Source organism: Nocardia carnea (assembly GCF_029869215.1).
Taxonomy (GTDB): Bacteria; Actinomycetota; Actinomycetes; order Mycobacteriales; family Mycobacteriaceae; genus Nocardia; species Nocardia carnea_B.
In genome coordinates, this window is sequence record NZ_JARWPM010000445.1 from 94,617 (window position 1) to 113,502 (window position 18,886).

The 18,886-nt window shown below is 65.2% G+C and carries 16 protein-coding genes; 5 read left to right on the top strand and 11 right to left on the bottom strand.

The window, feature by feature from the left end; genetic code table 11:
* Positions 1 to 5: 5 nt before the first annotated feature.
* The 6 genes from QH276_RS33610 to QH276_RS33635 all read right to left on the bottom strand — a co-directional run bounded on the left by QH276_RS33610 (position 6) and on the right by QH276_RS33635 (position 5,739).
* Positions 6 to 893, bottom strand: a complete 888-nt coding sequence (locus QH276_RS33610) for an NAD(P)-dependent oxidoreductase (protein WP_280401988.1) — start codon at positions 891 to 893, stop codon at positions 6 to 8.
* Between the two features lie 10 nt (positions 894 to 903).
* Positions 904 to 1,938, bottom strand: a complete 1,035-nt coding sequence (locus tag QH276_RS33615; protein WP_280401987.1) for a D-2-hydroxyacid dehydrogenase — start codon at positions 1,936 to 1,938, stop codon at positions 904 to 906.
* Between the two features lie 54 nt (positions 1,939 to 1,992).
* Positions 1,993 to 3,015 carry an alpha/beta fold hydrolase gene (locus QH276_RS33620; RefSeq protein WP_280401986.1) on the bottom strand — a complete coding sequence of 341 codons (1,023 nt, stop codon included), beginning with the start codon at positions 3,013 to 3,015 and terminating at the stop codon, positions 1,993 to 1,995.
* Between the two features lie 4 nt (positions 3,016 to 3,019).
* Positions 3,020 to 4,372, bottom strand: coding sequence for a type III glutamate--ammonia ligase (gene glnT / locus QH276_RS33625; protein ID WP_280401985.1), 1,353 nt, complete (start codon positions 4,370 to 4,372; stop codon positions 3,020 to 3,022).
* A gap of 276 nt (positions 4,373 to 4,648) precedes the next feature.
* Positions 4,649 to 4,858: a DUF397 domain-containing protein gene (locus QH276_RS33630; RefSeq protein WP_280401984.1), complete on the bottom strand. Its 210-nt coding sequence runs from the start codon at positions 4,856 to 4,858 to the stop codon at positions 4,649 to 4,651.
* Positions 4,855 to 5,739 (bottom strand): helix-turn-helix domain-containing protein, encoded by an 885-nt coding sequence (locus tag QH276_RS33635; protein WP_280401983.1) that lies wholly within the window; start codon positions 5,737 to 5,739, stop codon positions 4,855 to 4,857. The genes QH276_RS33630 and QH276_RS33635 overlap by 4 nt, the downstream gene beginning before the upstream one ends.
* A 156-nt stretch (positions 5,740 to 5,895) precedes the next feature.
* Between QH276_RS33635 and QH276_RS33640 the strand changes: the two genes are divergently transcribed.
* Positions 5,896 to 6,213 (top strand): hypothetical protein, encoded by a 318-nt coding sequence (locus QH276_RS33640; protein WP_280401982.1) that lies wholly within the window; start codon positions 5,896 to 5,898, stop codon positions 6,211 to 6,213.
* Positions 6,214 to 6,384: 171 nt separating this feature from the next.
* Positions 6,385 to 6,579 carry a hypothetical protein gene (locus QH276_RS33645; RefSeq protein WP_280401981.1) on the top strand — a complete coding sequence of 65 codons (195 nt, stop codon included), beginning with the start codon at positions 6,385 to 6,387 and terminating at the stop codon, positions 6,577 to 6,579.
* A 79-nt stretch (positions 6,580 to 6,658) separates the two neighbouring features.
* Here QH276_RS33645 and QH276_RS33650 read toward each other — a convergent pair whose 3' ends face one another.
* From QH276_RS33650 to QH276_RS33665, 4 genes are all read right to left on the bottom strand, one after another.
* Positions 6,659 to 7,420 carry an ESX secretion-associated protein EspG gene (locus tag QH276_RS33650; protein WP_280401980.1) on the bottom strand — a complete coding sequence of 254 codons (762 nt, stop codon included), beginning with the start codon at positions 7,418 to 7,420 and terminating at the stop codon, positions 6,659 to 6,661.
* 72 nt (positions 7,421 to 7,492) lie between these two features.
* The gene (locus QH276_RS33655; protein ID WP_280401979.1) at positions 7,493 to 8,656 is read right to left on the bottom strand and encodes a hypothetical protein; all 1,164 of its coding nucleotides are present in this window, start codon (positions 8,654 to 8,656) and stop codon (positions 7,493 to 7,495) included.
* Between the two features lie 51 nt (positions 8,657 to 8,707).
* Positions 8,708 to 9,196, bottom strand: coding sequence for a hypothetical protein (locus tag QH276_RS33660; RefSeq protein WP_280401978.1), 489 nt, complete (start codon positions 9,194 to 9,196; stop codon positions 8,708 to 8,710).
* A 52-nt stretch (positions 9,197 to 9,248) separates the two neighbouring features.
* On the bottom strand, positions 9,249 to 9,779 hold the full coding sequence (locus QH276_RS33665; RefSeq protein WP_280401977.1) for a DUF3558 domain-containing protein: 531 nt from the start codon (positions 9,777 to 9,779) through the stop codon (positions 9,249 to 9,251).
* A 599-nt stretch (positions 9,780 to 10,378) separates the two neighbouring features.
* On the opposite strand from QH276_RS33665, the gene QH276_RS33670 reads away from it, so the two are divergent.
* The 3 genes from QH276_RS33670 (at position 10,379) to QH276_RS33680 (ending at position 17,570) form a co-directional block, all read left to right on the top strand.
* Entirely contained in the window at positions 10,379 to 15,535 is a 5,157-nt protein-coding gene (locus QH276_RS33670) for a toxin glutamine deamidase domain-containing protein (RefSeq protein WP_280401976.1), read from the top strand.
* A gap of 25 nt (positions 15,536 to 15,560) precedes the next feature.
* Positions 15,561 to 16,052, top strand: coding sequence for a hypothetical protein (locus QH276_RS33675; RefSeq protein ID WP_280401975.1), 492 nt, complete (start codon positions 15,561 to 15,563; stop codon positions 16,050 to 16,052).
* Positions 16,053 to 16,451: 399 nt separating this feature from the next.
* The gene (locus QH276_RS33680) at positions 16,452 to 17,570 is read left to right on the top strand and encodes a cytochrome P450 (protein WP_348536667.1); all 1,119 of its coding nucleotides are present in this window, start codon (positions 16,452 to 16,454) and stop codon (positions 17,568 to 17,570) included.
* Between the two features lie 110 nt (positions 17,571 to 17,680).
* Here the strand turns inward: QH276_RS33680 and QH276_RS33685 are convergent, their stop codons facing one another.
* Positions 17,681 to 18,781 carry a serine hydrolase domain-containing protein gene (locus QH276_RS33685; RefSeq protein WP_280401974.1) on the bottom strand — a complete coding sequence of 367 codons (1,101 nt, stop codon included), beginning with the start codon at positions 18,779 to 18,781 and terminating at the stop codon, positions 17,681 to 17,683.
* Positions 18,782 to 18,886 lie beyond the last annotated feature (105 nt).

Sequence of the window (18,886 nt, forward strand, 5' to 3'; positions counted from 1 at the left end):
ACGGTTCACGGACTGTCCGGCGACATTCCGTTGAGCCGTTCGAATGCCTTGATGAGCGCGCCGTGATCCAGTCCGCCGTCGCCGGCCGACCGCAGCGCGTGCACGAGTTGGGTGACGAGGCCGGTGACCGGGACCGCGAGCTGCGCCTGCTCGGCGGCGGCCAGCGCGATCTTCAGATCCTTGTGGTGCAGGTCCAGCCGGAATCCGGGCGCGAAATCGCGGTCCAGCATTTTCGGCGCCTTCACCTCGAGGACCTTGCTGGCCGCCAGACCGCCGCCCAGCACCCGGAGCGCGGCCGCCACCTCCACGCCGGTGCGCCGCAGCAACGACACGGCCTCCGCCACCAGCGCGATATTGCCCGCGACGAGCATCTGGTTGGCGGCCTTCACGAGCTGTCCCGCCCCGGCGGGCCCGACGTGCACCATCGTCGCCGCGACGGCGTCGAGTACCTCGCCGGCCCGGCGCACCGCCTCGGTCTCGCCCCCCATCATGACCGCGAGAGTTCCGGCTACCGCGCCGGCCTCACCACCACTGACCGGTGCGTCGACGAATGCCACATCCCGTTCGGTCAGCCGCGCACCGATGTGTCGCGCGGCTTCGGGAGCTATTGTGCTGCAATCGATTACCAATGTTCCCGGACGCAGCGTGGTGGCCACCCCGTCGGCGCCGAACAGTACCGCTTCGACGTCGGGCGAGTCGGGCAGCACGGTGACGACGACATCGGCCTTCTCCCCGATCTGCGCCGGATTCGTGGCACCCACCGCGCCGGCTGCCACGAGCTGGTCGACTTTCGCGCGCGAACGGTTGAACACCACTACTTCGTGACCGGCATCGAGGAGATGTCCCGCCATCGGCTTGCCCATCACACCGAGCCCGATGAATCCGATATTCACGGTCGCCTCCTCAGTACCCGAGCGAGAGATCGACGACATTGCGGAAATCGCGTCCGTCGACCAGGCGCCGCAGGTTGTCGGCGAACAGGTCGACCTGGCGATCGCCCAGCAGCTGGGATGCGTGCGAATCGTGCGGGAACACCTGGGCGCCCGGTGCCTTCCACAGCGGATCGTCGGCGGGCAGCGGCTCGGTGCTGTGGCAGTCGATGAGCGCCCCGCTGAGCTGTCCTTGTTCCAGCGCGTCGATGAGCGCGCCGGCATCGTGGATCGCGCCACGGGCGACATTGGCGACCCATCCGCCGGGTTTCATCGCCGCCAGCGCCTTCGCGTCGATGAGCCCGCGGGTGGCCGGGGTCAGCGGCGCGGCGATCACCAGGTAGTCGGAGCGGGCCAGCGCGTCGTGCAGCCCGCCGGTGGGCAGCGTTTCGTCGAATCCCGCCACCGCGTGACCACTACGGTTGATGCCGATCGTCCGGATGCCGAGTACTTGCGCGATCGTCGCCGTTCGCGCGCCGATACTGCCGGTGCCCAGCACCGTCATGGTCGATCCGTCCAGTTCGCGGGCTGGAAGTTCTTGCCAGGCCCGCGCCGCCTGGTGCTCCCAGCGCTCCCGCAGCATCTTCGCCTGGGCGAGGATGCCCGCGATCACGGTCTCGGCGATGGCATTGGCGGCCACGCCGGAAGCGTTCGCCAAGACCACGCCCTCGGGCACGATTCCCACGAGGTGTTCGGCACCCGCGCTCATCGATTGCAGCAGTTTCAGGTCCGGGTTGAACAGCTGTTGCAGTCCGGGCATCTTCAGGATGCCCTGTTCGATCTCGATTTCCTTCTTGGTCCCGCTGGTTTCGACCATGATCGCGTGCGGTGGACGCTGCGGCGCCGCGCCGGCGTTCAGCTGCGAGACCGGAATATGTTCCAGCCACACGTCTTCGGTGACGCCGGTGATGCGGAGCTTCTGGTCGGCGGTCAACCATATTCCGTCGTCGGGATCCTCGGCGTTCTGTACCGCCTTGGGTAGCCCGGCGACTACGACATTGAGTGACACTTGTTCGTTCTCCTCATCTCGATCGTTGATGTCCTTCCTGCGGCGCCGGTGTTGTCACGGCCTCCGCACGAGTTCGCGTAGGCACGCGTCGACCTGCTCCTGCTCCGCGGCCCGGATACCGGGCCGGCCGGCGATATGCCCCAGTGGCGACTCCAGTTCGCGGACCTGCCCGTCGGCGATCCAGGCGGCCTCGAGGTGGTTCTCGGCGACCGTGAAGTAGCTGTCGGTCACCGACGGCATGAGCACGGTGCGGGCCGTGATGTTGCCGAGCCGGTCGCGCAGTGCGCCGAGGCTCCCGCCGCCGTCGGCGGCCCGCCACATCTCCAGTGCCGCCAGCAGATTCCCGGCATGCATGGCCTGGTGATCGGTGCCCCACCGCGCGAGTACATCGGCCGGGCTGGTGTAACCGAACTCGCGGTATATCTCCTCGGCGAAGAACTGCTCGCAGTAGGCCCACCCGGCGTAGACGCGGCCGAACATATCGAGTCGCGCCGATTCCGCCGGCTCGCCTGCCGCAGTGGGCCTGCACCCTGTTGTCAGCGTGACACCGACCGAATCGAGGAAGACCTCGTTGATCGGCGAACACCGCGCCGCGGAACACAGCGCGAACACAGCGGCCGCACGCTCCGGGCACCGGGCCGCGAAGTCCAGCGCATGGATACCTCCCAGCGACCACCCGGCGACGAGACGCAATTCCCGCACGCCCAGCCGGTCGAGGACGAGCTCCGCCGCCCGCACCCCGTCGCCGACCTGCACCGGCGGAAAATCGCGGCCGCTCGTGGAGGGCGACGACGAAATCCCACCACCGAAATGGTTGACGACGATCACGAAGTGTTCGGTGGGGTCGATCGGCCGCCCCGGACCGATCCACGCCGCATAACTGAGATCGTCACCGGTGTAGTAGGTGAACAGCAGTACGGCGTTGTCGCCCGCGGGCGAGAGCGATCCGTAGGTCCGGAAGGCGATCCGCGCGTCGTGCAGCGCGGCTCCGGAGAGCAACGGGAATGTCGGCAGGCGCAGCGTTTTCCGCTCGGTGTGGTCGGAACTCATGGTCACCACCGGGTCCTCGGCACGCACCCGCTCAGAAGAACTTCAGGTACCGGTTCCGCTCCCAGTCGGTCACCGCGGTGGCATACGATTCCCATTCACCGCGCTTGTGGTCGATGAACGACTGCCACAGCTTCTCCCCGCACACCTGCTTGGTGAACGGATCGGCTTCGAACGCGTCCACGGCCTCCTCGAGTGTGCGCGGAAGCAGGGAAAGTCCACGCCGCTCGTAGTCGGCCGGATCGACTTCGTAGAGGTTCTCGGTGTGAAAGTGCGTCAACTCGAGTTCGTCGCGCACCCCCTCCAATCCGGCAGCCAGCAGCAGAGCCGCGGCGAGGTGCGGGTTGGAAGCCGAATCCACCGCCCGGCACTCGACACGGCCACCGCCGAGCGGAATGCGCAACATATTCGTCCGGTTGTTGTTGCCGCAGCTGGCGAAGATCGGCGCCCAGGTCGACCCGGACATACTGCCCTGGCGTACCAGGCGTTTGTAGCTGTTGACCGTCGGCGCGATCACCGCGCAGATCGCGGCGGCGTGCCGGAGGATCCCGGCCGCGAAGTGATATCCGATCGCGCTGAGCCCGGCCTGCCGCGGGTCCGAATCGGAGTCGAACAGGTTCCCGCTACCGTCCAGCGCCGCCAGCGACATGTTGAAATGCGCGCCCGAGCCCGTCCGGTCGGCGAACGGCTTCGGCATGAACGAGACGTAGGCGCCGTGCTTCCGGGCGACCTCGTTGGCCATCAACCGGAAGAACGCGACACGATCGGCCATCGACAGACCGTCGGCATAGGCGAAGTCGATTTCGAACTGGCCCTGCGCATCCTCGTGATCGAACGAGTAGACATCCCAGCCCAGGTCGTTCATATGGTCGACGAGTTCCTGCAGCCAGCCCAGATTGTCCAGCAGTGTGGGCACCGCGTAGCAGGGCTTGTCGAGCGTATCCCGTTCGCTGAGGCTGCGCGGACCCGTCGGACCGTCTTCGAGGACGAAGAACTCCGTCTCGACACCGAGGTCGAACCGATAGCCCAGCTGTTCGGCCGCCTCGATCTGCCGCCCGAGGACGTTTCTCGTAGAAGCTTCGAACGGCTCGCCACCGACGTAGAGATCGGACAGGAACAGGGCGACGTCCTTACGCCACGGCAGCACGAACCCGCGGTCCAGATCTGGATGCGCGGAGAGCTCCTCATCATTGACTTCCTGCGGCAACCCGTCGAGCGCCGCCCCGGTGAACAGCTCCGACCCCTGGGACATCTGCACGAAATGATCGATCGGCACCATCTTCCCCTTGATGTTGCCGTGGAGATCGGTATATCCCGCGATACCGAACCGCACACCTTCGTCCCTCAACTGCTTGGCCATGATCTCGGCCTCGGCCGCGTCGCGCATCGTCGACCCCTCATCACTAGTTTCGAATGACTATCGAAACCGTAGGAAGACGATATTTCCCGAGCACAGCGCCGGAGTTAAAAACGGATTGCGCGGGTGGCGGTTACGTAACCCGACTCGTCGGCGCGCCACGCACGCACAGCTGGGGTCCGGGCATCGCGAAGACCTATCGGATGGAGACGAGCCGGGATTCGCCGCACCTACCCGTGGGAACGACAAACCCCGGCCCAGGAGAATGTCCCGGGGCGGGGTCAGATAGTCGAATAGGGATGTCGGTCAGGAGGCAGCCCCGAAGCCGCCGTCACCGACAGCAGCGGTGAACGCATCCCACGCAGCCGGGCCGAAGACCAGGGCCGGCCCGGTCGGGTTCTTCGAGTCGCGCACACCCACCAGACCGCTGCGCAGGTGGGCAACTTCGACGCATTCCTTGCCACTCGCGCTACGGCTGCTCTTGTACCATGCTGCGCCGGATAGGTCCTTGTTCATCGCCGGTGCTCCCTCGCCGCCGCCTCTATGAGGCGATGTGTGTCTCGCTCGTCCAATGCTACGTGCAGAATGGACTCACGGGCCGCTTGATATCGATCGATCTCGCCCGGCTTGTCCAAGTACAAGGCCCCGGTGAAGCCCTCGACGTATACGACAGGCGGTTCCGTGAGCACTGGATTCAGATGTTCGGGAAACTCCAGGAGGATAAAGTCCTTCGCATTCAATCCCAGGTGATCCGGAGCATCGAGCGGCACCACCTGCAACGACACATTCGGCAGGTCACTCAGTCCGACAAGGTGGCCCAGCTGTTCAGCCATGACCTCGGCACCGCCGACCGGATGCCTGAGTACGGCCTCACTCAGCACCACGCCCAAGGCGAAACCTGATGAGTCACGCAGCCGCTCTTGGCGTCGCTCGAGCAGCAGAACTTCCCGATCCAGATCGACCGGATTCCCGAGCGTCTTCGCGATATCCCACATGGCGCGACGGTAGCCAGGAGTCTGTACCAGCCCGGGCAAAGTCATCGTCTGCCAGGTGAATACGCCACACGCCGCCTGTTCGAGGTCGAGATACATCTCCACCTCCGGCACTACAGCGTCGGCATATGATTGCCACCATCCGTCCTTACGGGATTCGTCGACCAGCCACAGCAGGTCGCGACGATCGTCGGCACTTGCCTCGTACACATCACACAGAGCGTTGACGACGATCTTCTTGGTCTCACTGTTTCGCCCGGTTTCCAAACGCCACAGCGTTTGAGCACCCATCTCGCATCTGCGCGCGGCATGTGCGCGAGTCAATCCCCTCAGCTCGCGCATCTCCCGCAGACGGCGTCCCAGGACGCGGCGCGGCAGGGTGGGTGGGTTCGGTTCGATCGACATAGGGGCATCGCCTTTCGTTAGCGTTACTCGGGGTTATGTCATGTCGAATGGAACAGTCGAACTGCTCGGAATTACCGATCCATCCGGATCAAATCCATTGTGCGACGGAATCTTACGACCCTCTCCACATTTTCGGAAGCGGATGATCTACTGATCATGCCGAAGAACGAAAGAAACCCTTCCGCCACGGAATCTTCCACCACGGAAGCCTCCACAAGAACTGATATCGGACTCTTCCGGAGCCCGTTCTGCCGACATGCCGATCCCCGAACCTGCGAGGTCCCAATGCTATTCGACCTACCGGTGACCGATCACCGGCGCATTCCGGCGATGACCGTGCCGTACGCACACATCGTCATGCAATTGCATATTGATTGTCTCCTGATCGCATGTCCGCTCAAGCGGCAGGCAAAGGCTCGGCTGATCGAAGAACGCCGCCTGATCCCCGGAGACCGGGAATATCTGGGCTATTGACCGAACAAAGGAAGGAGCCCCGAGGATGAATGAGAATCTCCCCCAGCGAATCCCTGGTCGCATTTCTTTTCCACCAGCGCCGCTGTGGAAATCCCCCGCCGATATTGCGACCCTCGTTCGCATCGCCGGCGCCATCGACCGGTGGAACCCACCCGACCGGAAGAAACCACAGTGACCACCGCCCCGGACCGCGGCCCCGCCACCGCAGCTTTCGCCGCCGTGGCGGCGCGCGCCCAGAACGCCGGATACCAACTGCTCCGCGCGCCGGGCACACCCACCGGATGGGTATTGGCGGACGCCACCGACGGCGAATACCTGCACACGGCGTCTTCCCTTGCCGAGATCGCACGGTACCTCGATGAATAATCAAGTCACTGCTTGGCACGCAACCCAATTCATTGCCAGTAGGGCCGTGCCACCGATACCGGCGCAACCACCACGGGACTTACCAGACGTCCGGTTCCTCGTCACGGAGTCGGCGCAACGCGCGGTCGATCCACTCAGCAAACCCGGCCGCGAAATCCTGCACACCCGCGGGCCGCACACTGACGTGTTCGCGGGTCCGTCTCTCCAGATAACGCCCGTCGCCGGTGATGTCGTACCACTGGAATCGGTACCACGGCATCGGCCGGTCCAGGACAGAGCCCACCCGCAGGCCGGCACCACCGCCACCGTCGGCGGGACGTCTCGCCAGCCGCCGGTACTGTTCGCCGGGCCCGCGTCGGAAGGATTGTTGCTGCTCACCGTCGGAGCCCAGATCGTCGACGTGGAATGTGCCGGGCGCCTCGCCACCGGCTTTGCAAGCGGGCAGCATCCCGGCGAGACGTTTCGGAAGCTGGTCCGCGGTGAAGAGGTGGGCGTGCACCGGACCGTCGGTGCCGTCGATCGCCGACTGCGCCAGCACCATCCCGTAATGGCTGTCGCGGGCACCGACCACCCGGTACTCCCGGACCTCGCCTTTCGTCGTAGCCGTCGACGAACCCCGGATCTCGATCCGCAGATCTGCCTCGATCAGGGTGTGCAGCGTACGGCGGATCATTTCGCGCTCGTCCCGGTCGTAGCGGGCGCGCACCTCCGCGGCGTGCGCCTCGTACGGGTTACGCGTCTTGTACCGGCTGAGATAACGCAGCGGCCGCGGGAACCGGTCGATTCCGTCGCGGTACCAGAGCGCGGCGAAATCGTCCGGCTCCCAGATCCATGTGCTCATTGTCGGTGGTGTTTCCTCACTAACGTGGGCGCGGCCGCCGCCTGCGGATGCCCGGCCCGGACATACGGTCGCTCAGTCGCGTTCCGTCGGCCGCGCGGCCGGTACATCGCCGCCCAGGACTCCGCCGGGGATCGTCGGCGGCAGTTCGCCGAGCAGTTCCTCGGTGTTCTCGGCATTGATCAGGTAATCCGGGATCTCGTGCTTCTCGTCGTCGGTGCCCTGCTGACCACGACCGGCCATCCCCGGCGACATCATCCCCGGCATACCGCCGCGCGGCGCACCGGAACCAGGGGTCCCGGTGGACGCCACCGCGGGCGCCCCGGCCTGATTCGGGGCGCCGGGGACCGTTTGACCTGGAGCGCCGGGAGACACCGGACTGCCGCTCGGCGAACCGGGTGCGCCCGGACCGGACGTGGTCGTGCTGGGCATAGTGGTGGTACTCGGTGTCGTGGCCACCGGACTCTCGGTGGTGGACGGGGTTGTACTCGTCGGGGTTCCACTGGGCTGCTCAGTGCCCGTGGGCTGTTCGGTGCTTGTGTCTTCGCCGGGCTGCTCCTCGCCGGGCTCCTCCCCGGCGGGGCTCTCCCCCGCCGGTTGACCGGTATCCGTCCCGTTCGGGTTGCCGCCCTGATCTGTGGTGGTACCACCGGGACCGGGCTGGTCGCTATTGCCGTTATCGGTGGGCAGGTCCGTGTGCAGTGGCTGAGTCGGGTTCACCGGAACCGGAAGCACAGGTATCAGACCGTCGGCATTCGCGAAATCCGTCACATAGTGGTCCTGCATTATCTGCCGGGCCGCCTCCTCGGTGTCGAGGCGCTCGTTGTCGAAGCCGAGAAAAGTCCACTCACTCGGATGAATCGCCCAATGCTCCTCGACAACCTCGGGCAGGTTGTCCCGGGTGCGCATAATCGACACCACGGTGTTGTAGACCTGGTTGTTGAGTGCCCACAGTGCCGGCACCAGATCTTCGGCCCGTTTGGCATAGTTGTCGATCGCCTGCCGCGCCTGCTCCGCGGCCGTACCTTCCCAGGCCGCAGCGCTCGACCGCCGGATCCGCGCGGCGAAAACCGTGACGCCGTCTTCCCACTTCTTCGCGATATCCGCGTACTGATCCGCCGCCAGCTTTCCGTGGTCACCCGGCGCCAACGGTTTGAACGCACCGTTGATCTGCGGATGGGAGAAACCATCCGGTTTCTCCGGGTCGGTGATCTTCTTGCCTTCGTTCTGAAATGTCATCGGTCCCCCCGTTGCGAACAGACTGACTTACTCGGTGGCGTCATCTCGCACCTACGGAATCGGGAACGGCGGCGGCAACTGCAACGGCACCGAAGGCGGCGCAGCCGCCATCAATTCGTTGTACCGCGCCGCGAACGCATCGTCGGTCTCCATATACCGCTGTGCGATCACGCGATGCATCTCCTGGATATCCACGACGATCTGATAATGCTGCTCCAAGATCGCATGAACATCATTACCGTCGCCGGATTCCATGGCCTTGTGCCGGAAACGACCTACGAGGGTTTTTGCCGAGTGGAGGTCGGCATTGTTCTCACCGAGATCCCACCGCTCACGTCTCCAGATGTCCTCGGCGAGAGTCTGCAGCTCTTGTATCAGGAGCTTGAACCCCTCACAGTCCCGCTCCATATAAACGAACTCTTCGGCGTTCACCCGGATCGCATCACCCGGTGCACCAGCTCCCAGATTCACCGACAGCCGGCCCTCCCGAGCCTCGGTCAGCAGACCTTCCAGGGGCCGCGGCGGCGTTTCCTCACTCACAGCCGACTCCCTCCGTCATTCCGATCGAACCCACACCGCCCGGAAACATCACTCACTCATCCGGGATCAACGGGGCAACCTTTTCCGCCAACCCCAGCGCCAGTCCACAGGTATCCAGGTGCCCCGTCTTGCTGCGCGACCCGGGGTTACTCATCGACAGTTCAAGGCTCCCCCCGGCCATTTCCACATAGAAGGTGCAGGATGCGCGCTTGTCGGATTGGTCGACCGCGTCCACCGCTATCGCCGGACGACCGTCCACCGTGTACTCGTCCCGGACACTGAACTCCTCGTTGTTCCGCACCACCTCGAGCGTGAGGTTCGTCGTCGTGATTCCCACCCCGTAGCTGTCCGGCGCGACATACCGGCAACCGCGCCATTTGATCCCCTGAGCCCCATCCACGTTCGCATCTGTCACACCGCGCCGCAGATCCTCCGACGCCAGCACATCCTGCGGAATATCGGTGCACGGATCGAACGACGACGGCGCCTCCGCCGCAATCGGCAACCCCGTGGTCGTGGTAACCGGGGTCGCCGTGCCCCCACTATCAGTCCCGCACCCCGCGACCAGCAGCGCGAACCCCACGCCGCACACGATCCCCCGGATCGACCGACCAACGGTCATCACATGCCTCCCGACACCGGTAGTCCAGTACATCGAACGGGAACCGGCCGGCCCCCCGCGTTCCGCCGACCCTATCACCACCGGATAGCCCGCATCAGGCTCAGTCCCGGCCGAACCAGCCCGACCCCATCGGTCCTGCGGGTCGCTGCCAAGGTCCTGTGCGGATGGCAGTGCAGCCCGAAAAGGGGCCGCTGACCTGCGCCGGACCCTGGTGCCGATTTTTGTCGATCCGGATCCGCGGGCGGTCGCGTTACCGAACGGCTGCCACACTCGCGCAGTCCCGGTTTCGGCCGGCAGGCCCCGAGCACGAACTCGCGGCGATGGGCGAGGTACGTACTTCGCACACACTCCGGGAGCGGTGGCACAATCTGGGCGGTTCGACCGGCCCCGGAATTTTTTTCCGGGGCGGTGGAACCGGGTGGTGTTCAGCGGCGTCGGTATGGGTGATGGATCTGTTGTCGAAGTGGAGGGGGCTCACCGTGCGCCACTCGTTTACGCAGCCGGGATGCGCAATCCGGGGTCGCGTCACCGGTCCGGCGGTGCCCGCGGGGGTGTGCTGAATGGGTATCGAGATCCCCGAAGCGTTGCAGTGGGTCTGCAAATACGTCGTCGGCGCCGGTGACTGGCCCGAGGGCGACGAAACCGCCATGCGCCGGGTCGAAGCCGCCTGGACGCAGCTGGCCACCGACCTGACCGAGATCGGCCCCGACGCCAACCACGCCATCGACCAGGTCCTGGCCGCCATCGAAGGCGATACCGCCCAAGCCATCAGCGACCGCTGGACCGAACTCGGCCACGGCCAGGGCGCCTTCGACGGCCTGATCAAACACATCGAAACCCTCGCCGACGAAATAGGCGACGGTGCCGCCGATATCGAGCACACCAAGCTGGTGATCCTGGCCAGCCTCGCCATCTTCGCCGTCGAAATGGCCATCCTGCTGGCCGCCGCCTCCACCGGAATCGGTGCACCCGCGGCCGGTGCCAAGGCGGCTGTCGCCCAGACCGTTACCCGGATCGCGGTCCGCACCGCGATCAAACAACTCCTGCAACGACTGATCTCCAAGGCCGCGCTGAAAGCCGCCGCCCGCGCCGCGGTGCGTGGCGCCTGGGCCGCGGCGCTGGAGGAAACCGCCCTCGACCTCGGGATCAAGGCGGTGCAGGTCGCGGCCGGTCGCCGCGACGAGATCACCATGGACGACCTGAAAGAGGCAGGCAAAACCGCGCTCACCGCCGCCGCGACCGGCGCGGTGAACGGGGCGATGGGCCCGGACGGGCTGACCACCCGCAACGTCCCCGGCGGCCCCGAAGGCGGAAACCCGCTCGCCAATGCCGCCAAGGACGCGGCGAAGGAAACCGTCGCCGGCGTCGCGGGTGAAGTCGCCGGTGAAGCCACCAACGCCGCACTCAACGACCGCGAATTCAGCCTCGAACAAGCACTGTCGCCGGAGAACCTGACGTCCTCGGCCGCCGCGGGCGTCCAGCGAGGCACGGAAACTCTGGGCGAGAACAACTCCGGCGACAACGGCGACCAGAACAGCGGGGACGACGAGCCGTCCGACGCCGGCAACCCACCCGACAACGGCGACGATCCGGGCGATCTCGGCGCCCAGAGCCAAGGACAGAACCAATCCCAAAGCCAGCAACAGAACCAACCGCAGTCCCCGAACACTCAACCTTCGTCCAGCGACACCCAAACCCAGACCTCGTCCACCGGTCAGCAATCCCCCGGCCAGCAGACTCCGGACCAACCCTCCGGCACCGGCGACCAGCCCGCCGGCCAGCCACAACCGAGCCAGAACACACCATCTCAGGAAAGTCCCGCAGACACCCCGGCGCAGGACTCAACGGCGGGCGATACCGCAGCCACCCCGGAAACACAGCCACCTGCCGAAACCGGAGACCCGCAGCCCACCCAGCCCAGCGAGTCCGGCACATCGCAGCAGCAGCCCCAACCCACCGAACCTGAGGGCCAGAACCCGCCGCAGCAACACGCCGACTCCGGCACCCCACAGTCCCCCGGCTCCGGCACGCCGCAGTCTCCTGAATCCGGCGCCCCGGATCCATCTCAGTCGCAACCGCCCGACACCGAAACCCCCGACTCCCAGCAACCGCAACCGCCCGGCACCGAAGCGCAACCCGATGCCGGCAACCCCGTGCCCGAAACCCCGCCCGCGCAGGCCACCGTGGCGACCCCCGATACTCAGCAGCCGACCTCGAGCCTGAACCTGCCGTCGGACCCGCCCCCGCAACAACCCACGTCCAGCCTCAACCTCGGCCCCGAAACCACCTCAACCCCCGAAACCGGCACACCCACCAGCCCTAGCACCCAGAACACCCCAGAGTCGTCGACCACCCCGGGAACCACCAGCTCACCGAGCACCGCCCCGACCACATCGGGCACCCCGGCGACAACAGGCCTGCCGACCACGTCGAACCAGCCCAGCACCACCCCGCCGACCACACCGGGCGAAACAACCCCCGCAGGCACACCTGTCGCCACCACACCCACCACCGGCGACCCACAATCCCCGGCCACCACACCCGCACCGCCTCCGGAAACCACCCCCACCACAACCTCAGCGGCCGCCACGGCAACACCGACGCCGGCACCTCCCGTCCCCACCCTCGCACCTTCCACCCCCGCCGATGCCCCGCGCACGACCACTCCCGCGGATGCCGGCACTCCCGCCACCGCCCCCAGCGGCGTTTCCCGAAACCAGCCCCGCACCACCCCACAGCGCCCACGCGACTCCACACCGGCGACCGATCCCGCGCGCCCACAGAACCCTGCCACTCCTGAAAAAGGCCCGAACACACCGGGTTACGACTACAACATCTACGACCCCGCCAACCACGCCCGCTTCCTCGCCGACTTCTCCCGCCCACCCATCCCCACTCGCCCCACGAACACCGATCCGGCACCCGACCGCGACACCACAACTCCCGATCGCCCACACCAGCAGGTGAATCCGGCGCAAACACCGAACCGAGCCGTCCCGCCCACACCGGATCCCGCGCCCACCGATGTACCAGCGCCACGCACCGACCGACCGTCCACCCGCGCGGTGACGCAACAGCCGGCCCGCCTCGACCCCGTCCGGCTCACCCCCTCCCACCCGAACGCCCCACGCCCCGGCGACCCCATCTGGCATTCCCCAGCCCAGAACCACCCACCGGCGACCACTTCCCCGCAGTCGGTCACGCCCGCACCCTCCGGGCCACCGAACCACAGCCCGACACCTGCGCATCCCGCGAATCCACAGTCCCCGCTTGCTCCAGGAAACCCCCCGGGCAGTCACACCAACGTTCCTGGCATCCCACCTCCCCACGCGAACTCGCCCTCAGCAGACCGCGCTCGCGCCGCCCGTGAGTACTACCGCAATCAGACTCCGCTCAACGGCCGCACTGTGGAAGTGGCAGCCAGCCGTGACAACCGGTCCGCAGCACCCAATTACCGGGTCCGGCGATTCGAAACCAGCCCGGGCCGATTCATCTCTGTTCTGACGGTCCCAGTACGCCCCGTACTCCCGATCAATGCCACACCGCAAGCCGTCAACCATTTCATGGAAACCGCGCAACGGGCGGTCGACCACTCGTTCAACCGCGAGCACCAGATGCCGGGCGGTGACATCCTGCTGGTCGAGCTGGTCCATACCGCCGACCCGACCCGTACCGGCGTCCAAATCCACACCGACCCGACCGGCACCCCCACCCATACCCCCGACCAGTTCGTCAACCAACTACGGCACGAACTCGGCCTACCGGCGGAATCGTCGAGCTACGACCGGGGTCTGAACCCTGACGACCTACTCCGGATCAGCAACGATATCGCCACAGCCAACACCCCCACCCGCTTCGACAACCCTTCCGATCTCCGAACCATCGGCGCCAACGAACTTCAGAATGTCGAACGCCCCGAATACCAAACGGCCGTCGAGAACGCCCTCCGTGCGGGTGACCGGTTCACCATCGGTGCAGATCCGCGCACTCACCCCTATGGGCAGCTGATCAATGACGGCGGCCCCCATCAGATGGGCCGGGGTAATAATTGCCTCGACTGCTCGCTTTCAGCGCTCTCTTCCTTCTACGGCAACCCCCAGGTTTCCGCTCCTCGATGGCCCGACCGACTGGCTGACGGTTCGATCGATGACAGCTCCGGCGAGGTAAGCGGCCTCAACCGGGCTCAACAGTGGCTCGGCGCAGGCCTATCCAGCTATCACGATGGCCAGCGCACTGTGGACCAACAATTTCAAGCCATCCACGACTCGGTCGCCCACCTCGGACCGGGATCATCCGCTCTTATCGTCAACAGCTGGCATGCGCACGATCCCCTGACCGGCCAGCCGCTGTACCACCCGGATGGCAGCCCTGTGATTCAAGGCTCCCACGCAACTGTGGTCGTCTACCCTCATGGCGCGCAGGGGCCGGTTTGGTGGGATCCGCAGAACAGCACGATGTCGGATCAGCCCCCTCCAGACATGGTTGCCAGGTCGGCCGCTGTCCATTTCACACCGATACCCGCAATCCCAGGAGTGACGAATGCCGCCCCCGTACCGAACCAGGGAACAAGTAGCCCAGCATCTGGCACAAATCCGTCCGTCATCCCGGGAGTACTGGATCCACGAGATCGAGAACGCCTGGGTGTGCCACCCGATCCCCACCGACCAGGAACGCAACAGCAGCCAGCTGATCGGAATGACCAGCCTGGTGGTCAACGCCGAGACCGGAGTAGTACTCCAGTACCCGAGCTTGTCCACGGAGATGATCGCCGAGGACTACACGACAGCGATGAGGACGGGCCGACCCCCGAAAGCCGGTCAGATCTATCCCCCGACAACTCGGATCACCCTGCGCCTCATCAACGAGACCACGGACCAGCTCCAGTATCAGATCAGCGCGACGTCCGACACGAACCGGGAGAACTTCCACCTGCTGATCGACAAAGCAACCCTGAACTACCAGCCTCCCGGGACGACATCCGCAGTAGCAGTGTCGTGGATCGACTGGAGCCGCAATCAGAACGGGACATGGCCCCAGATCGGGACAACCGACTACTGACTTCGGAGGCTCAGCCGGACCGACAAGACAACGCACCGGGCAGAGTCGCACCTGACGACAGCGCCGACGCCGACCCGGAAGAGGTCGGGTCGACGCATGCAGCCCCGAGCGACGACCAAGCACAAACATACCCGGATAACGTCAGTATTGCGCAGGTCGATGTAAGAGACCCGGCGATCAGCGAGCTTGTGGAAATGCAGCGGGAAGTCCGTCGTGCCGCAAAGATTGGGTGGAGGACGATGGGAGGCGCCGTGCAATACGATGTAGACGGTTCGACAGGTTCGTTCGCCGGATTCAGCGGCGAGAACGACCCGACACGAAGCGCACCACCTCGTACGGTACTGCCACCAGTAGCACGACCTTATGACGGCGAAAATGCGATAGCACCGACCGATATCGATGAGGATATCGTCCGTCGGAATGACGCCGAGAACAACATGCTCGAACATCTGCACAGAATTCTGCAGGAATCTTCACCAGTAGGGTCAGATGGGCGAAGTAATGCAACTGGCCATGTGCGGATTTTCGTCGAGCAAGCCCCTTGCGTCTCGTGCGAATCAACTGTGATGCAATTCGGTAGAATATACCCGAACGTCACTCTCGAGGTGCTATGGGTGACACCCTATCCACCAGCCGACCGCAATAGACCTACTCTTTGATCCCCGAATCCAGAAAGGTCAATTAGTGACGATTATCTCGAATATTGCACAGAATCTGATGAACCAAGGCATTGTCACCGCGGATGATATCCGAGGATGTACGAGAGCAGAGATAGCCGCCCTGGAAGAAGCACAACGAGTCGAGAGCACCCCCATAGCGTACCGAGAGTTCATGGAATACACGGGCAAGAACCCGTATTGGCTTCGCCGCGAAGGCGAATGGAATTACGAGTGGGTTCTCGAAGCAAAGGATATCGCCAGAGAAATTGTTGTGGACGACTACGGCCGTGACTTTTCCGATTTTGAGGATTCATTCGTATTCCAGACCCACCAGGGGTATATGTTCTACTATTTCACGCCCGAGTGCCTGGCCGAGGCCGATCCACGATTCTGGATCTTCGAAGGCAAGAAGCCGGTACGTATCAGCAAATTGAGCTTTAATCAGTGGTTGAACAAACTCGCAGAACACTTGCCTGAAGCAGTGCGCGTACACAAGAAACTGTATGGAAGTCAGTAATATCCTCAAAAAGTTCTGACCTATGCAACGACGTCGAACCTCGGCCACCGAAATCATGGGTCCGCGCTACAGCCAGGGAGTGTGGAACCGGACCAGATCGATCCAGACCTGAACGGAGCCTCCCGGTCCCGCGCTCGGCGGCCAGGACGCCCATACCTGGCGTTCGATCGCGTTGCGACCCTCTCGATACCGTGCGAGGATGCGGTTCGGCTGTCGCCTCGGCCTTGGCCGGAGGTGTATCGCGCCGAAAGCCCATCTTCACGGAAAGTAGGGATATCCGCGTTGCTTCGCTCGGACCACTCAGCCGGCACCATACCGATTCCGAACGATTTCGACGGCCCCCGGGTCGCCCTGTACTCACCGGAATACACCGCCGACCCGTACCCTGCGCACCAGCAGATGAGGCAGCGCTACGGCGACCTCGTGCCCGTGGAGCTCGCGCCCGGTGTGCCGGCCACCTTGGTGATCGGGTATCACACGGCCCTACGGATCCTGAACGATCCGGAGCGTTTTCCCGCCGACCCACGCGGATGGCAGAAGACCGTTCCCGCCGACTGCCCGGTACTGCCGATGCTGGGCTGGCGGCCGAATGTGCTGCGCAGCGCCGGAGCCGAGCATGCGCGGTATCGGGCGGCGGTTTCGGCGGCGCTGGACGGGATCGACCTGTATCGGCTGCACGAGACGGTCGAGCAGGTGGCGACGCCGCTGATCAACGGGTTCTGCGGGGACGGGCACTGCGAGTTGCTCGCGCAGTACGCGCTTCCCACGATTTTCGCGACCTTGAATACGCTGGTGGGATGCTCGCCGGAGATCGCGCAGCGGGTGGCCGCCGGGATGACGGCGCTCTTCGACGGCACGGACGCCGCGGCCGGCGACAGAATGCTGACCGAGGCGCTGGCGCAGCTGACCGCGGAGAAGCGTGCCACGCCGGGTGACGATATCGTCAGCCGGCTGGTCGGTCACCACACGGCGCTCGACGACGAAGAAGTGGTGCAGCAGCTGGTTCCCCTGTTCGGGGCCGCTATCGAACCGACGCAGAACCTGATCGTGAACGCGCTGTTGCTGATGCTCACCGATGACCGGTTCGGGTCTGGGATCCTGGGCGGTAGCTTGTCGACCCGGGATGCGCTGGACGAGGCACTGTTCGACAATGCGCCGGTGACCAATTACTGCATGAGTTATCCCCGGCAACCGGTCATGATCGGCGATACGTGGCTGCCGGCGCATCAACCGGTGCTGATCAGCTTGGCGGCCTGCAACACCGACCCGGCTATTCGCGGTGCGGAGATCGTCGCCAACCGCTCGCATCTGGCGTATGGCGCGGGACCGCATGCCTGCCCGGCGCGCGGAGTGGCCCAGGTGATCGCGCAGCATACGATCGACCAGTTGCTGGATGCCCTGCCGGATATTCGGCTGGCAGTGCCGCCGGAAGAGCTGGAGTGGCGGCCGGGGGTGTTCAATCGCGCGCTGGTCCGGCTGCCGGTCGCATTCCCACCGAGCCCGCCGATGAATTCGTGATCCGCGCCGGGTGGTCCCGCAGCGACGGGACGGCCGACTCCGCCCTACCCCGGAGCGGATTGCGCTCCATCGATCGCCTCCGTCGCGACAGTTCCACCACCGCTGCCGGGTCAATGCAGGCAGTACACCGCTGTCGCCACGGCATAGAGCGAGAGCTCGTTCGAGGTGTCCGCTGACGCGGTGACCATGGTCAGGGCCCGATCACGGTCCGATCGGAAGGCGAAGGAAACGTAGCCGAGTAGTTCGCCGCCGTGGCCCCATACCGAGCCCCCGCACGGGAGGTCCAGGCGTTGCAATCCCAGACCGTAGTGGAAGCCCATGCCCATCGGAACGGTGTGCCGCATCTGTGCCGACACCTCGGGGCTGAGCACTTTGCCCGACAGGAGGGCGGCAAAGAACACCTCGAGATCGGCCGTCGTCGAGATCATTTCGCCGGCCGCCCAATCCAAGGACGGGTTCATTTCGGTGACCTCGGTGCGGGTGCCGTCGATGGTGCGGAATGCCCTGAGCGCAGGGTCGGGGATCTCGGCGGCGGCGCCGGGGACCGTGGTTGCGGTGAGCCCGAGCGGGGTGAGGATGCGGTCCTGGATCTCGCTGCCGTAAGGGCGGCCGGTGACGTGTTCGATCAGCAGACCCGCGACGATGTAGTTCGTGTTCGAGTAGCGGAAACGGGTTCCGGGGGCGAAGTACGGATCGTGGCGCACAGCGGCGGCGAGCAGCTCCCGAGGCCCGTAGGTGGTGAATCGGGCGTCGCCCCGCCAGCGGTTGGTCGACATACCGTCCTCTTTCATGTAGTCGTACAGGCCGCTGGTGTGGTTGAGGAGCTGTCGTACCGTGATCCGGTCGCCACCGGGTATGGGTTCGGGCAGTTGCCCGGCGATGGGATCGTCCAATCGGATTCTGCCCTCGCCGGCCAGCTGCAGCACCACGGTCGCGACGAAGGTCTTGGTAATGCTGCCGATCCGGAATCGGGTCGCAGAATTCAGCTGCGCGTCGTGTGTGATTCCACTGCGCGCCGCGTGGATATCGTGATGACGGTCGCCGTCGGATACCCGCAGCAGCACATCGGCGTCCGCGATTCCCGCCGCCGCTGCCACGGTGCCCGCCAGCACCCGGTCGCGGGCGGTGACCAGCGCCAGGGCCGCGATGGCCGGCATCGTCACCGTGATGATCATCAGGACGAGCCCGAACCGGAACAACTTCTTTCTCATGAGGTCCGAAACTAGGATTCGCACCGATCGGCGGCGAGGGTGCACGCCCGCCGTCCATGGTGCGGAAAACCCCACCCGCGGCGGTGGGGCCGGTCCCCGTGAACC

Bases quoted from the DNA above. Each gene is read 5' to 3' on its own strand.
- QH276_RS33635 (WP_280401983.1), bottom strand. From the start codon at position 5,739: ATGTCGATCGAACCGAACCCACCCACCCTGCCGCGCCGCGTCCTGGGA.
- QH276_RS33670 (WP_280401976.1), top strand. From the start codon at position 10,379: ATGGGTATCGAGATCCCCGAAGCGTTGCAGTGGGTCTGCAAATACGTC.
- QH276_RS33630 (WP_280401984.1), bottom strand. From the start codon at position 4,858: ATGAACAAGGACCTATCCGGCGCAGCATGGTACAAGAGCAGCCGTAGC.
- glnT (WP_280401985.1), bottom strand. From the start codon at position 4,372: ATGCGCGACGCGGCCGAGGCCGAGATCATGGCCAAGCAGTTGAGGGAC.
- QH276_RS33650 (WP_280401980.1), bottom strand. From the start codon at position 7,420: ATGAGCACATGGATCTGGGAGCCGGACGATTTCGCCGCGCTCTGGTAC.
- QH276_RS33640 (WP_280401982.1), top strand. From the start codon at position 5,896: ATGCCGAAGAACGAAAGAAACCCTTCCGCCACGGAATCTTCCACCACG.
- QH276_RS33655 (WP_280401979.1), bottom strand. From the start codon at position 8,656: ATGACATTTCAGAACGAAGGCAAGAAGATCACCGACCCGGAGAAACCG.
- QH276_RS33680 (WP_348536667.1), top strand. From the start codon at position 16,452: ATGAGGCAGCGCTACGGCGACCTCGTGCCCGTGGAGCTCGCGCCCGGT.
- QH276_RS33685 (WP_280401974.1), bottom strand. From the start codon at position 18,781: ATGAGAAAGAAGTTGTTCCGGTTCGGGCTCGTCCTGATGATCATCACG.